The organism is Bacillus sp. CH_70, from assembly GCF_038007045.1.
In the GTDB taxonomy this organism is placed as follows: Bacteria; Bacillota; Bacilli; order Bacillales; family Bacillaceae_G; genus Bacillus_A; species Bacillus_A cereus.
Genome location: NZ_JBBOWL010000001.1, coordinates 302501 through 317400, shown reverse-complemented (window position 1 = coordinate 317400; position 14900 = coordinate 302501). Strand labels below are relative to the sequence as shown.

Here is a 14900-nt window from a genome sequence, read left to right as displayed (position 1 = left end):
TTAATGTTTAAAATGACGTACGCCAGTGAACACCATAGCAATCCCATACGTATCTGCCACTTTAATAGAATCTTCATCACGGATCGATCCGCCTGGTTGAATGATTGCTGTAATTCCCGCTTTTGCTGCTTCTTCTAATGTATCTGGCATTGGGAAGAAAGCATCAGATGCAAGCGCGCTACCTTGTGCTTTTTCACCAGCTTGTGTAATCGCGATTTTTGCAGAACCTACACGGTTCATCTGTCCCGCACCGACACCAATTGTCATGTCATCTTTCGCTAAAACAATTGCATTTGATTTCACATGTTTTACAACTTTCCAAGCTAGTTTTAAATCTTTCCATTCTTGCTCTGAAGGTTCACGTTTCGTTGGAATTGAAATTGTACTTTCATCTAATGATAACGTATCTTCCTCTTGAACGAGAAGTCCACCTTGTACAGAAGTTAGTTTTTTGCTTGCACTTGTCGCTTTTTCAATATTTATAGTTAATAAACGTAAGTTCTTCTTACTTTGCAACACTTCTAAAGCTTCTTGCGAGAACGAAGGTGCGATAACAATTTCTAAGAAAATTTCATGTAACTTTTCTGCTGTAGCTTTATCAATTTCACGATTTGCTGCAATAATACCGCCGAAGATTGATACTGGATCTGCTTCATAAGCACGAGTATATGCTTCGTGAATATTAGTTCCTACTCCAACACCACATGGATTCATATGTTTTACTGCTACTACTGCTGGTTCTGTAAATTCTTTTACGATGCTAAGCGCTGCGTCTGCATCATTAATATTGTTATACGATAATTCTTTACCGTGTAATTGTTCTGCGTATGCAACAGAAGAAGTTGCTGCGAATGGCGCTTTATAGAAAGTTGCTTTTTGATGTGGGTTCTCGCCATAACGTAAGTCTTGCTTTTTCTCAAATGTCACAGTTAATGTTTCTGGACTTTCTTCACCCATTTGCTCTGTTAAGTAGTTAGAAATTAACGCATCATATGCTGCTGTATGACGGAATACTTTCGCTGCTAGTTTACGTTTCGTTTCCTCTGCTACTTCACCGTTCTCTTTCAGTTCTGCTAACACAATATCATAATCTACTGGATCTACAATTACAGATACGAATTTATGATTTTTCGCAGCAGAGCGAATCATTGTCGGGCCACCGATATCAATATTTTCAATTGCATCAGCAAATGTTACATCAGGCTTAGCGATTGTTTCTTTAAATGGGTATAAGTTAACAACAACAAAATCAATTGCTTGAATACCTAATTCATTCATTTGCGCTACATGTGTTTCATTATCACGAACTGCTAATAGACCACCATGAATATTTGGATGTAAAGTTTTCACACGACCATCCATAATTTCAGGGAAACCAGTTACTTCAGAAATACCAATTACTTGTAAGCCGTTTTCTTCTAGTAATTTTTTCGTACCACCTGTTGAAATAACTTCAATCCCTTGCTCTAGTAACCCTTTAACAAATTCTACTACTCCTGTTTTATCTGAAACACTTACTAATGCACGCTTTTTCATTTATCCTTCACCCCTGGTTGTATGTTAGTTAACAGTTGTTTCTTTCACAGACTGAACAATTTGATTCACTGTATTTACGTATAATTTATGTTCAACTTGCTGAATTTTCTTTTGTAAGCTTTCTCTCGTATCCCCTTCAGAAACAACCACTGCTTCTTGCGCAATAATTGGCCCTGTATCCATACCTGCATCTACATAATGAATTGTTACTCCAGTTACTTTCACACCTGCTTCTAACGCTTGACCGACAGCATCTTTACCTGGAAAGCTCGGTAGTAATGATGGATGAATATTAATAATCTTTCCGCCGTATGCTTCTAGTAACGTCGGCCCGATTAAACGCATATATCCAGCTAAAATAATATAATCAATTTCATATTCTTCTAGCTTCTTTAATATCTCTTTTTCAAACGCTTCTTTGGACTCATATGCTTTCGCTGAAAAAGCGAAACACGGAATATGATGATAATGCGCTCGCCCAACAGCACGTGCTTCTGGTTTATCACATACTAATAAACTAATTTCTGCATCCAATCTTTTTTCTTCTACCGCATTAACGAGAGATTGAAAGTTAGATCCACTTCCAGAAGCAAAAACTGCTAATCTACTCATAGTGCTTTGCCCCCATTAAAAGTAACGCCAGCTCCTTGTACAGTACGTCCAATAATACGAGCCGTTTCTCCTTGCTCTTCAAGAAGACGAACAACATCTTTTGCATCTTCTTCCTTCACTGCTACTACCATACCAATACCCATGTTAAAAATATTGAACATTTCTTTCTCTTCCAGTTTCCCAACTTCTTGAAGTAAATGGAAGATCGGCTGAATTTTCCAAGATCCTAGTTCAATCTCAGCACCAATTCCTTCTGGCAACATACGTGGGATATTTTCAATAAATCCGCCCCCTGTAATATGCGCCATACCGTATACTTCATGCTTCTTCAATAGTTCTAAAATAGGTTTGACATAAATTTTCGTTGGTTTTAATAATTCTTCACCAAGAGGTAGTTCTAAGCGTCCATAAATACGCTCTAAAGTTAGTTCTCCATCTTCTAGTAACACTTTTCGTACTAAAGAGTAACCATTGCTATGAATACCGCTAGATGCTAAGCCAATTAGCACGTGACCAGCTTCAATCTTTTCACCTGTTACAATTTTCTTTTTATCAACAATCCCAACTGTAAAACCAGCTAAATCATATTCTTCCGTAGAATACATTCCTGGCATTTCAGCTGTTTCTCCACCGATTAATGCACAACCAGCTTGGCGACAGCCCTCTGATATACCTTTGACGATGTTTTCAATTTTACTAGGTTCAGCTTTACCACAAGCAATATAATCAAGGAAGAAAAGCGGCTCTGCTCCTTGGACAACAATATCATTTACACACATTGCTACTGCATCAATACCAATTGTGTCATGTTTATCTGCCATAAAAGCGAGCATCAATTTTGTTCCCACGCCATCTGTTCCAGATACTAATACAGGTTCTTCTAATGCAAATTTTGATAGATCAAACATACCTCCAAAACCGCCTAAACCGCCTAGTACTTCTTTTCTCATAGTTGTTTGTACGTGTTTTTTCATGCGAGATACCGCTTCATATCCAGCTTCAATATCTACTCCTGCTTGCTTATATGCATTCGCCATCGTTATTTACACCTCGTCTTTTAATTTCTCCCCATCCAGGGCCGGCCGTTTTAAGAAAAAAGCTAGCTTCTACAGCAAAAGAAGTAGAAGCTTTTTTCACTTTTCTTATTTCATACTTTCTAAAAGCTCTTGCTCATAATCATAAAGAGCTGTTGGATAGTCCCCATTAAAGTAAGCCATGCATAGGCCGCCATATTTCCCTTCATATGGACGTCCAATTGCATCTACTAATCCATCTTCGCTTAAAAATGTTAAAGAATCTGCTCCGATCATTTCGCGGATTTCTTCTACTGTATTATTTGCTGCAATTAATTCTTTTCTCGTTTGAATATCAATGCCATAGAAACATGGATATTTCAGAGGTGGTGAAGCAATTCTTACATGAACTTCTGTCGCTCCAGCCTCACGAAGCATACGAACAATTCGTTTACTTGTCGTTCCTCTTACGATAGAGTCATCAATCATAACAACTCGTTTCCCCTCAACCACACCTCTTACTGCGGAAAGCTTCATCTTAACCCCTTGCTCACGCAGTTCTTGAGAAGGCTGGATAAAAGTACGTCCAACGTAACGATTTTTAATTAATCCTAATTCATACGGAATGCCTGTTGCCTCCGCATAGCCAATCGCAGCTGAAATACTAGAGTCTGGTACACCAGTAACAACATCCGCTTCAATAGGAGCTTCCGCTGCTAAACGTTTTCCCATATTTTTACGCGCTGCATGAACGTTAACACCAGCAATATTAGAATCTGGTCGTGCAAAGTAAATATATTCCATACTACAAATCGCATGTTCTACATCGTTTGTGAAACGATCTACGTGAATTCCTTCATCATTAATGATAAGTAATTCACCAGGTTCTACATCGCGAATGTATGTTGCACCTACTACATCAAAAGCACATGTTTCAGATGCTACAACGTAAGCATCCCCCATCTTTCCAATTGAAAGCGGACGGAATCCATTTGGATCTAACGCAACGATCATTTCATTTCCAGTTAGTAAAAGATACGCAAACGCACCTTTCACTTTATTCAGAGCCTCTTTTACACTTTCAATTAAAGAGTCTTTCGTACTACGTTTAATAAGATGTAAAAGTACTTCTGTATCTGAACTAGTTTGAAAAATACTTCCCTCTGCTTCTAATTCACGACGAAGCATTTTTGCGTTAATTAAATTTCCGTTATGAGCTAACGCCATACTATGATCAGAAAAACGGAACAACAATGGTTGAACGTTAGCAACTTCACTTCCACCAGCTGTTGCATATCGTACATGTCCGATTGCTGATTTTCCATTTAATCCTTCTAACTCACCTCTTGAAAACACTTCTGATATTAAACCTAACCCCTTGTGACCGACGATTTTTTCCCCATTATTTACGACAATACCTGCGCCTTCTTGCCCACGGTGCTGTAAACTGTGCAATCCGTAGTATGAAACTTGTGCTGCATTTTCATGCCCCCAAATTCCGAAAACGCCACATTCTTCGTTTAACCCCTTTATTTCAGCAAGCATGGGATTGCCCCTTTCCAAGCCTTTCTCATTTCATCTACATTTGCTGTAAGTAATACTTCATTTTCTTCATTATGAATTGTTACTTCATTTGTACTTGTTACTTCTCCAACTTGGATTGCTTCTACCGCTTTCTCAAACGCCTCTTTATTTTCACGTTTTACAGTTATCACGAAGCGAGACTGTGATTCAGCGAATAATGCTGCTGTTGCTTCTCCATCTAATTTCACAGTAGCACCTAAGCCGTTAGCACCAATTGCACTTTCTGAAATTGCAACTGCTAAACCACCCTCAGCAACATCATGTGCAGATTGAACAAGACCAGCTTGAATTGCTTCTAATACTTGTTTTTGGCGTTTTAATTCTACATCTAGATCGATACTTGGTGATTGACCGAAAATTTTTCCGTGAATCATTTTCTGTAATTCACTTCCGCCAAACTCAGCTTTCGTCTCACCGATTATATAAACTAAATCACCAGCTTGCTTAAACTCTTGTGTTGTTACATGTTTTAAGTCATGTACAAGTCCGACCATCCCAACAGTTGGTGTTGGATATACAGCTTCGCCACTACGTTCGTTATACATCGATACGTTTCCGCCGATAACTGGTGTTTGTAATGTGCGACAAGCTTCACTCATACCGTCTACTGATTTCTCAATTTGCCAGAAGATTTCTGGTTTTTCTGGGTTACCGAAGTTTAAGCAATCTGTAATTGCAAGTGGCTCACCGCCAGAGCATACGATATTACGCGCTGCCTCTGCTACTGCAATTTTACCGCCCATTTCTGGATCTAGATAAATGTAGCGAGAATTACAATCTGTCGTCATTGCTAATCCTTTTTCTGTACCGCGTACACGTACAACTGCTGCATCTGAACCTGGTGTAACCACTGTGCTTGTACGAACTTGGTAATCGTATTGATCGTATACCCACTCTTTACTTGCAATTGTTGGTTGCTGTAATAGAGCGAATAACGCTTCTTTATAATTTTCTACTTTTGGCGTTTCCATTTTCATTGCTTGGAATTCAGCAAAGTATGCTGCTTCTTTTGATGGTTTATGATAAATTGGTGCTTCTTCTGCTAAAGCATCTGCTGGAACTTCAGCTACCTTTTCACCTTTATGGAATAAACGAAGCATTTTATCTTCCGTTACTTTCCCCATCGTAACCGCTGCGAGACCATACTTCTCAAATAAATCTACTATTTCTTGTTCTCTACCTTTTTTCACAACAATTAACATACGCTCTTGTGATTCAGACAGCATCATTTCATATGGTGTCATTCCTGTTTCACGCTGTGGTACATCATCTAAGTACATTTCAATACCCATTCCTGCTTTACTTGCCATTTCTGCAGATGATGATGTTAAACCAGCCGCACCCATATCTTGAATTCCAACAAGTGCATCAGATTGAATTAATTCTAAACACGCTTCAATAAGAAGTTTTTCCATAAATGGATCCCCTACTTGAACCGCTGGACGTTTCGCTTCTGAGCTTTCAGATAGTTCTTCCGACGCGAATGTTGCACCGTGAATACCGTCACGACCAGTTGATGCTCCTACGTACATTACTGTGTTACCAGCACCGTGCGCTTGCCCTTTTTTAATGTCTTCGTGGTTAATCAAACCTACGCACATTGCATTTACAAGTGGATTTCCTTCGTAACATGGATCAAATTGTACTTCGCCGCCAACAGTCGGAATACCGATGCAGTTACCGTATCCTGCAATTCCTGCTACTACTTCTTCGAATAAATATTTCACACGTGGTGACTGTAATTCACCGAAACGAAGTGAGTTTAATAGAGCTACCGGACGTGCTCCCATAGAGAATACGTCACGAATAATACCACCAACACCTGTTGCTGCTCCTTGATATGGTTCAATAGCTGAAGGATGGTTATGACTTTCCATTTTAAATACAACTGCTTGATTATCACCGATATCTACAATTCCAGCGCCTTCTCCAGGTCCTTGCAGAACGCGCTCACCTGTCGTTGGAAACTTACGAAGAACTGGTTTTGAATTTTTATAACTACAATGTTCAGACCACATTACAGAGAACAATCCTGTTTCTGTATAATTTGGCAGACGACCTAAAATCTTTTCAACCATGGCAAACTCTTCGTCTGTTAGCCCCATTTCCGCATATATACGCTCTTCTTTAATTTGTGTTGGATTTGGTTCAAGCATTAACGACATATGTTTCCCTCCACTGTTTTAAGATAGATTGAAAGACTTTTAACCCTTCAGCACCGCCAAGTAATTCATCTACAGCACGCTCTGGATGTGGCATCATACCAAGTACATTTCCTTTTTCGTTTACAATACCAGCAATATCTGAAACGCTACCGTTAGGATTTTCTACGTAACGGAATGCGATTTGATTATTCTCTTCTAATTGTTTAAGAGTCTCTTCGTCACAATAGTAATTCCCCTCACCATGAGCGATTGGAATATTGATTACTTCATTTTTTTCATATTGTGATGTAAACATCGTTTCATTATTTTCAACACGCAACTGAACAGTACGACACATAAATTTTAAGTTTTCGTTTCTCATTAATGCTCCTGGTAGTAATCCTGATTCAACAAGAATCTGGAATCCATTACATACACCTAAAATCGGCTTTCCTTGCTCAGCAGCTTTTTGTACTGCTTTCATTGCATTAGCAAAGCGAGAAATAGCACCGCAGCGTAAGTAGTCACCGTAAGAGAATCCACCTGGTAGTAAAATTGCATCATATTCATCTAAATTCTCTGTATCGTGCCAAACGTAATCTACTTCTTCGCCAAGCTCATCTTTAATTGCATGGAACATATCGACATCACAGTTCGAACCTGGAAATACTATTACGGCAAATTTCACTGTGCGACAACCTCCTCAACTTCATAACGGAAGTCTTCCATTACAACGTTCGCTAATAGTTTTTCACACATTTCTTTTACCTTGCTATCTAAGTCAAATACAGATTTATCAATTGTTAGTTCCATGTACTTTCCGATTCGAACGTCTTGTACTTCTGTGAATGAAAGACTATGAAGAGCTCCTTTTACCGCTGTTCCTTGTGGATCTAATACGCTTTCTCTTAATGTTACATATACCTTAACTTTATACATGTGAAATTCCCCCTAAACGTTTTAAAATCTCTTCATAAGCATCTGTTAAATTTCCAAGATCGCGACGGAATACGTCTTTATCAAACTTCTCATTGCTCGTTTCATCCCATAAACGGCAAGTATCTGGTGAAATTTCATCCGCTAATATGATTTCTCCCTCTTCCGTTACACCAAACTCTAATTTGAAATCTACTAATCTTACACGACAGCTTGCGAAATGATCAATCAACACTTGATTGATTTGTAGAGCCATATCTCGTAATACGCTTACTTGCTCTGGCGATGCAACGTTTAATACACGAATATGATCTTCCGTTACAAGCGGATCTCCTAAATTATCATCTTTGAAGTAAAATTCTACGATTGGTTCTGCAAGTACAGTTCCCTCTTCCATTCCTAATCGTTTTGAAAGACTTCCTGCAATTACATTTCTTGTGACAACTTCTAAAGGAATAATACTCACTTTTTTAACAAGTTGTTCTGTTTCAGATAACTTCTCAACAAAATGTGTTTTAATTCCTACTTCTTGTAACTTTCTGAACAATAAAGTTGTAATCTCATTGTTCAAACGACCTTTTCCTGTAATCGTCTCTTTTTTCTCCCCATTGAAAGCAGTCGCACTATCTTTGTACTCTACCCAAACCATATCTGCTGATTCTGTACGATAAATTCTTTTTGCCTTACCTTCATACAGCAATTCTAGCTTTTGCATTTCGCAAGCCCCCTGTAGTTTGAAAAATGTGAATAATGTTTTTATAAAGAATGGCACAGAATGACTCTATTCTGTGCCATATGAAATTTTACGCTTCGTTTAATCCAAGGCGTTCAAAGATTGTATCAACGTGTTGCATATGATGCTCATAGTTGAAGCATTCATTAATTTCTTCTTGTGTTAACTTACTTGTAATACGCTCATCAGCTTCTACAAGCTCTTTAAATTGTACTTGTGTTTCCCAAGCTTCCATCGCTTTAGGCTGTACGATATCATAAGCTTCTTCACGTACCATACCTTTGTCGATTAGTGTAAGCATTACGCGCTGAGAATAAATTAAGCCGTATGTTCTTGTCATATTGCGTTTCATATTCTCTGGGTATACAGTTAAGTTTTTAACGATATTACCAAAGCGATTTAACATGTAATTTAATGCGATTGTAGCATCTGGTAAAATTACGCGTTCTGCTGAAGAGTGAGAAATGTCACGCTCATGCCACAATGGAACATTCTCATAAGCTGTCATCATATAACCGCGGATAACACGAGCTAAACCAGTCATATTTTCAGATCCAATTGGATTACGCTTATGTGGCATTGCAGAAGAACCTTTTTGGCCTTTTGCGAAAGCTTCTTCAACTTCACGTGTTTCACTCTTTTGTAAGCCACGAATCTCAACTGCCATCTTTTCGATAGATGTTGCGATTAATGCAAGTGTTGACATGTAGTGTGCGTGACGATCACGTTGCAATGTTTGTGTTGAAATTGGTGCTGCTTCTAATCCTAGATTTTCACAAACATATTTTTCTACGAATGGATCGATATTTGCATATGTACCAACCGCACCAGATAGTTTACCAACACGAACTGTATCAGCAGCTTGTTTGAAACGCTCTACGTTACGTTTCATCTCTTCATACCAAAGACCAAGTTTTAAACCGAATGTTGTTGGTTCTGCATGAACACCGTGTGTTCTTCCCATCATGATTGTGTATTTATGCTCTTTCGCTTTGTTAGCTAAAATGCTTACAAAGTTCTCTAAGTCTTTTAATATAATTTCATTCGCTTGTTTTAAGATGTAAGATAATGCTGTATCTACTACATCTGTAGATGTTAAACCGTAATGAACCCATTTACGTTCTTCGCCTAGTGCTGGCGTTTCTGATACAGCACGAGTGAATGCAACTACGTCATGACGTGTTTCTTTTTCAATTTCATAAATACGATCAATATCAAATGATGCATGTTCACGAATTTTTTTAACATCTTCTTTTGGAATATCGCCAAGCTCAGCCCATGCTTCACAAGCTAAAATCTCAACTTCTAACCACGCTTTAAATTTGTTCTCTTCCGTCCAAATCGCACCCATTTCAGGGCGTGTATAACGACTAATCATCTTTTTCCCTCCAACAGTTGTTCTTGATGGTCCCAAATATGCAAACTCTTCGCTTTTTCTAGAGCGACTTCAATATTATCATTTAAAATATTAACATGCCCCATTTTTCGCTGTGCTTTTGCTTCTTCTTTTCCATACAAGTGTAAATAGCACCCGGTTAATCTATTCACTTGTCTTAGGACCCCTTCTATATGTTCGCCTAAAATGTTTACCATGACAACTGGTTTTAACAAATTTGTTTCTCCTAGAGGTAAATTACAGATTGCTCGAATATGTTGACCAAATTGGCTCGTTTCACATGCATCCTGTGTATAGTGTCCTGAATTGTGAGGTCTTGGTGCTAATTCATTAATGTAAATCTCACCATTAGCTGTAGCAAACATCTCTACAGCTAGTGTTCCCACAAGTTTTAATTCATCCGCAAGTACCTTTGCATAAGCAATTGCTTTGTGAGAAAGCTCTTCTGTAATACGAGCTGGAACGATAGATTCATGCAAAATGTTATTTACATGAATATTTTCCGCTACCGGAAATACTTTCGTTTCACCACTTACACTACGAATCACAATAACGGATACTTCTTTTTCAAAAGGCACCCATTTCTCTAAAATACACTCTGCTTTATCCACAAGATCTCTTGCTGTCTCAACATCAGCCTCACTTCTTAAAACAACTTGCCCTTTCCCATCATATCCACCTGTCGTCGTTTTTAAGACGGAAGGGAATGATAACTCAGCAATTGCTTCTGTAAGCTGATCTTGATTTTGAACTAATCTATACGTTGCTACTGGTAACCCAGCCTTCTCAATTGCATTCTTTTCTGTAAAACGATTTTGCGTTTTATTTAACAACTGACTACCTTGTGGCAAGTAAGCATGTTTTTCAAGCCATTGTAAACATCTATAATCAATATTCTCAAATTCATATGTCACAACATCACTTATCTCTGCTAAATGCTGAATTGCCTTTAAATCGTCATACGGTGCAACAATTTCAATATCAGCAACTTGTGCACATGGTGAATGCTTTGTAGGATCTAAAACAGCAATTTTATATCCCATCTCCTTGGCTGCCAATGCCATCATTCTTCCTAGCTGGCCGCCTCCAATAATGCCGATTGTTTTTCCAGGTAAAATGATTCTCGTCATACTAGCTCACTACCTTCACGCACATCTTTTTCAATCGCTTCTCGTCTCAATTCTAATGCATCATGTACATCATCATGGAATGATCCAAGTATTTGTGCAGCAAGTAATCCAGCATTCGTTGAACCGGCTTTACCAATTGCAACAGTTGCAACTGGAACACCTCCTGGCATTTGGACGATGGATAATAATGAATCTAAGCCGTTTAATGCTTTTGATTGAACTGGAACTCCAATTACAGGAAGATTTGTCTTCGCTGCAACCATTCCTGGTAAATGTGCTGCTCCACCAGCTCCAGCAATAATAACTTTCAATCCACGTTCACGAGCCGTCTCTGCATATTCAAACATATAATCCGGAGTCCGATGAGCGGATACAACTTTTTTCTCATACGGTATATTTAATTCATCTAAAATGTCACAAGCATATTTCATTGTTTCCCAGTCTGATGTACTTCCCATTATGACTCCAACTAGTGATTTCATATTAGAATCCCCCCGATTCAAATAAAAAAAGCCTGAAATAGAACAGTTTCTCTTTTACTATGAGAGAAAGCGCTCTACTCAGGCATACGTATCCCTTGTGAATAGAAAAATACCGAGTGACTTTCCCTCATAGTCTAACGAATAACGGTCGTTAGGTAGAGACTTGCAGGCCATATCCCCGCGATTATATGAGGTCTTATATTATTGTTTCTATGGCTATATTAACAATATTTCATAAACGATGTCAATAAATAATCGAATGTTTTTTTATTAGTAGTCAATAACGTTCGTGTTTTAGTTATATTCAAAAGAAGAATTGCAACTATATGCAAGAAGAAAAGGGAATTAGAATATATATTTCTAGAGATCTATTTACTTATAATCGTTTATATAGTACTTCAGTATGTTTTAAATCACAATATGTACACTCTTGTATTCTACACATCAATAGAACTTTTATTATAACGATTTAATTTCTAAGGAGGATAAACGTGAAAGAAAGAACTACGCTATTATCCTATTTATTTTTTCTATCGCAGTAATTGTTGTAATTATTGAATACTTATTTATAGCATCTCATTATTTAAAATATATACTTATGATAGAAATAATGTGTCCTATTTTAAGTATTACTTTAGCGACATTAGGAAAATCAGGAACACAAAAAATCATTACTATTATTTTAAAGAGTCTCTACTTCATTCTTTTTTCGTCTGTAGCTTTATTAAATTTACGGATTATAGCATTCGGTAAATAAAAATAAACACAAAAAAACCTAAGTCGAAACGACTTAGGTTTTTGCTTGGCGACGTCCTACTCTCACAGGGACAAGGTCCCAACTACCATCGGCGCTAGAGAGCTTAACTTCCGTGTTCGGTATGGGAACGGGTGTGACCTCTCTGCCATCATCACCAAACTATGAAGGCATATTCCTTCAAAACTAGATAACATTGCTACATATTATATGGTTAAGTCCTCGATCTATTAGTATTCGTCAGCTCCACATGTCACCATGCTTCCACCTCGAACCTATCAACCTGATCATCTTTCAGGGATCTTACTAGCTTACGCTATGGGAAATCTCATCTTGAGGGGGGCTTCATGCTTAGATGCTTTCAGCACTTATCCCTTCCGCACATAGCTACCCAGCTATGCCCTTGGCAGAACAACTGGTACACCAGCGGTGCGTCCATCCCGGTCCTCTCGTACTAAGGACAGCTCCTCTCAAATTTCCTACGCCCACGACGGATAGGGACCGAACTGTCTCACGACGTTCTGAACCCAGCTCGCGTACCGCTTTAATGGGCGAACAGCCCAACCCTTGGGACCGACTACAGCCCCAGGATGCGATGAGCCGACATCGAGGTGCCAAACCTCCCCGTCGATGTGGACTCTTGGGGGAGATAAGCCTGTTATCCCCGGGGTAGCTTTTATCCGTTGAGCGATGGCCCTTCCATGCGGAACCACCGGATCACTAAGCCCGACTTTCGTCCCTGCTCGACTTGTAGGTCTCGCAGTCAAGCTCCCTTATGCCTTTGCACTCTACGAATGATTTCCAACCATTCTGAGGGAACCTTTGGGCGCCTCCGTTACACTTTAGGAGGCGACCGCCCCAGTCAAACTGCCCACCTGACACTGTCTCCCGGGTCGATAAGACCCGTAGGTTAGAATTTCAATACAGTCAGGGCGGTATCCCACCAGCGCCTCCACCGAAGCTAGCGCTCCGGTTTCAATGGCTCCCGCCTATCCTGTACAAACTGTACCAAAATTCAATATCAGGCTACAGTAAAGCTCCACGGGGTCTTTCCGTCCTGTCGCGGGTAACCTGCATCTTCACAGGTACTATAATTTCACCGAGTCTCTGGTTGAGACAGTGCCCAAATCGTTACACCTTTCGTGCGGGTCGGAACTTACCCGACAAGGAATTTCGCTACCTTAGGACCGTTATAGTTACGGCCGCCGTTTACTGGGGCTTCAGTTCAGAGCTTCGCTTACGCTAACCCCTCTCCTTAACCTTCCAGCACCGGGCAGGTGTCACCCCCTATACTTCGCCTTACGGCTTCGCAGAGAGCTGTGTTTTTGCTAAACAGTCGCTTGGGCCTATTCACTGCGGCTTTCCGTTAAGAAAGCACCCCTTCTCCCGAAGTTACGGGGTCATTTTGCCGAGTTCCTTAACCAGAGTTCTCTCGCACACCTTAGGATTCTCTCCTCGCCTACCTGTGTCGGTTTGCGGTACAGGCACCTTTTATCTCGCTAGAAGCTTTTCTTGGCAGCGGGGAATCAAAGACTTCGCTCCATAAGGAGCTTCCCCATCACAGCTCAGCCTTCACGATAAGCGGATTTGCCTACTTATCAGCCTAACTGCTTGGACGTGCACAACCAATCGCACGCTTCTTCTATCCTTCTGCGTCCCTCCATTGCTCAAACGATAAAGAGGTGGTACAGGAATATCAACCTGTTGTCCATCGCCTACGCCTGTCGGCCTCGGCTTAGGTCCTGACTAACCCTGAGCGGACGAGCCTTCCTCAGGAAACCTTAGGCATTCGGTGGACGGGATTCTCACCCGTCTTTCGCTACTCATACCGGCATTCTCACTTCTAAGCGCTCCACCAGTCCTTCCGGTCTGACTTCACTGCACTTAGAACGCTCCCCTACCACTGATACCATTGGTATCAATTCGCAGCTTCGGTGGTGTATTTAGCCCCGGTACATTTTCGGCGCAGAGTCACTCGACTAGTGAGCTATTACGCACTCTTTAAATGGTGGCTGCTTCTAAGCCAACATCCTAGTTGTCTAAGCAACTCCACATCCTTTTCCACTTAATACACACTTTGGGACCTTAGCTGGCGATCTGGGCTGTTTCCCTCTTGACTACGGATCTTATCACTCGCAGTCTGACTCCTAAGGATAAGTCATTGGCATTCGGAGTTTGACTGAATTCGGTAATCCGATGAGGACCCCTAGTTCAATCAGTGCTCTACCTCCAAGACTCTTACACTTAAGGCTAGCCCTAAAGCTATTTCGGGGAGAACCAGCTATCTCCAGGTTCGATTGGAATTTCTCCGCTACCCACACCTCATCCCCGCACTTTTCAACGTGCGTGGGTTCGGGCCTCCATTCAGTGTTACCTGAACTTCACCCTGGACATGGGTAGATCACCTGGTTTCGGGTCTACGACCACGTACTAAACGCCCTATTCAGACTCGCTTTCGCTGCGGCTCCGCCTCTTCAGCTTAACCTTGCACGGGATCGTAACTCGCCGGTTCATTCTACAAAAGGCACGCCATCACCCATTAACGGGCTCTGACTATTTGTAGGCACACGGTTTCAGGAT

11 protein-coding genes, 2 rRNA genes, 1 pseudogene and 1 riboswitch (1 of these 15 cut by a window edge) are annotated in these 14900 nt (G+C 40.2%); of the genes and pseudogenes, 1 reads left to right on the top strand and 13 read right to left on the bottom strand.

The window, feature by feature from the left end; genetic code table 11:
• The 11 genes from purH to purE all read right to left on the bottom strand — a co-directional run bounded on the left by purH (nucleotide 1) and on the right by purE (nucleotide 11566).
• Entirely contained in the window at nucleotides 1–1536 is a 1536-nt protein-coding gene (gene purH, locus N2V79_RS01700; RefSeq protein WP_000745406.1) for a bifunctional phosphoribosylaminoimidazolecarboxamide formyltransferase/IMP cyclohydrolase, read from the bottom strand.
• Nucleotides 1537–1560: 24 nt separating this feature from the next.
• Nucleotides 1561–2148: a phosphoribosylglycinamide formyltransferase gene (gene purN / locus N2V79_RS01695; protein WP_053565400.1), complete on the bottom strand. Its 588-nt coding sequence runs from the start codon at nucleotides 2146–2148 to the stop codon at nucleotides 1561–1563.
• A complete protein-coding gene (gene purM, locus N2V79_RS01690) occupies nucleotides 2145–3185 on the bottom strand; it encodes a phosphoribosylformylglycinamidine cyclo-ligase (RefSeq protein ID WP_053565401.1) in 1041 nt (346 codons plus the stop codon). The genes purN and purM overlap by 4 nt, the downstream gene beginning before the upstream one ends.
• Nucleotides 3186–3290: 105 nt before the next feature.
• Nucleotides 3291–4706 carry an amidophosphoribosyltransferase gene (gene purF / locus N2V79_RS01685; RefSeq protein ID WP_000879026.1) on the bottom strand — a complete coding sequence of 472 codons (1416 nt, stop codon included), beginning with the start codon at nucleotides 4704–4706 and terminating at the stop codon, nucleotides 3291–3293.
• The gene (purL, locus tag N2V79_RS01680) at nucleotides 4691–6910 is read right to left on the bottom strand and encodes a phosphoribosylformylglycinamidine synthase II (RefSeq protein ID WP_000055560.1); all 2220 of its coding nucleotides are present in this window, start codon (nucleotides 6908–6910) and stop codon (nucleotides 4691–4693) included. Before purL ends, purF begins: the two co-directional genes overlap by 16 nt.
• Nucleotides 6894–7577: a phosphoribosylformylglycinamidine synthase subunit PurQ gene (purQ, locus tag N2V79_RS01675; protein WP_000666784.1), complete on the bottom strand. Its 684-nt coding sequence runs from the start codon at nucleotides 7575–7577 to the stop codon at nucleotides 6894–6896. The genes purL and purQ overlap by 17 nt, the downstream gene beginning before the upstream one ends.
• Nucleotides 7574–7828 (bottom strand): phosphoribosylformylglycinamidine synthase subunit PurS, encoded by a 255-nt coding sequence (gene purS, locus N2V79_RS01670; protein WP_340719533.1) that lies wholly within the window; start codon nucleotides 7826–7828, stop codon nucleotides 7574–7576. The genes purQ and purS overlap by 4 nt, the downstream gene beginning before the upstream one ends.
• Complete coding sequence (gene purC / locus N2V79_RS01665) at nucleotides 7821–8540, bottom strand: phosphoribosylaminoimidazolesuccinocarboxamide synthase (RefSeq protein ID WP_001170549.1); 720 nt, start codon at nucleotides 8538–8540, stop codon at nucleotides 7821–7823. The genes purS and purC overlap by 8 nt, the downstream gene beginning before the upstream one ends.
• An 88-nt stretch (nucleotides 8541–8628) precedes the next feature.
• On the bottom strand, nucleotides 8629–9936 hold the full coding sequence (purB, locus tag N2V79_RS01660; protein ID WP_000625682.1) for an adenylosuccinate lyase: 1308 nt from the start codon (nucleotides 9934–9936) through the stop codon (nucleotides 8629–8631).
• Complete coding sequence (purK, locus tag N2V79_RS01655) at nucleotides 9933–11084, bottom strand: 5-(carboxyamino)imidazole ribonucleotide synthase (RefSeq protein WP_053565402.1); 1152 nt, start codon at nucleotides 11082–11084, stop codon at nucleotides 9933–9935. The genes purB and purK overlap by 4 nt, the downstream gene beginning before the upstream one ends.
• Nucleotides 11081–11566, bottom strand: a complete 486-nt coding sequence (gene purE, locus N2V79_RS01650) for a 5-(carboxyamino)imidazole ribonucleotide mutase (RefSeq protein ID WP_053565403.1) — start codon at nucleotides 11564–11566, stop codon at nucleotides 11081–11083. Before purE ends, purK begins: the two co-directional genes overlap by 4 nt.
• A 110-nt stretch (nucleotides 11567–11676) precedes the next feature.
• Nucleotides 11677–11778, bottom strand: a riboswitch (purine riboswitch).
• Nucleotides 11779–12057: 279 nt separating this feature from the next.
• Here purE and N2V79_RS01645 point away from each other — a divergent pair.
• Nucleotides 12058–12323: pseudogene (locus N2V79_RS01645) on the top strand (hypothetical protein).
• A 43-nt stretch (nucleotides 12324–12366) separates the two neighbouring features.
• Here N2V79_RS01645 and rrf read toward each other — a convergent pair.
• Nucleotides 12367–12482, bottom strand: a 5S ribosomal RNA gene (rrf, locus tag N2V79_RS01640).
• Between the two features lie 48 nt (nucleotides 12483–12530).
• Nucleotides 12531–14900: ribosomal RNA gene (locus tag N2V79_RS01635) — 23S ribosomal RNA — on the bottom strand (it continues 552 nt past the right edge of the window).

What these genes read in the sequence shown, in the direction of transcription:
- purB (WP_000625682.1), bottom strand. Translation starts at nt 9,936, where the DNA reads ATGATTAGTCGTTATACACGCCCTGAAATGGGTGCGATTTGGACGGAA.
- purF (WP_000879026.1), bottom strand. Translation starts at nt 4,706, where the DNA reads ATGCTTGCTGAAATAAAGGGGTTAAACGAAGAATGTGGCGTTTTCGGA.
- purC (WP_001170549.1), bottom strand. Translation starts at nt 8,540, where the DNA reads ATGCAAAAGCTAGAATTGCTGTATGAAGGTAAGGCAAAAAGAATTTAT.
- purS (WP_340719533.1), bottom strand. Translation starts at nt 7,828, where the DNA reads ATGTATAAAGTTAAGGTATATGTAACATTAAGAGAAAGCGTATTAGAT.
- purN (WP_053565400.1), bottom strand. Translation starts at nt 2,148, where the DNA reads ATGAGTAGATTAGCAGTTTTTGCTTCTGGAAGTGGATCTAACTTTCAA.
- purH (WP_000745406.1), bottom strand. Translation starts at nt 1,536, where the DNA reads ATGAAAAAGCGTGCATTAGTAAGTGTTTCAGATAAAACAGGAGTAGTA.
- purE (WP_053565403.1), bottom strand. Translation starts at nt 11,566, where the DNA reads ATGAAATCACTAGTTGGAGTCATAATGGGAAGTACATCAGACTGGGAA.
- purK (WP_053565402.1), bottom strand. Translation starts at nt 11,084, where the DNA reads ATGACGAGAATCATTTTACCTGGAAAAACAATCGGCATTATTGGAGGC.
- purM (WP_053565401.1), bottom strand. Translation starts at nt 3,185, where the DNA reads ATGGCGAATGCATATAAGCAAGCAGGAGTAGATATTGAAGCTGGATAT.
- purL (WP_000055560.1), bottom strand. Translation starts at nt 6,910, where the DNA reads ATGTCGTTAATGCTTGAACCAAATCCAACACAAATTAAAGAAGAGCGT.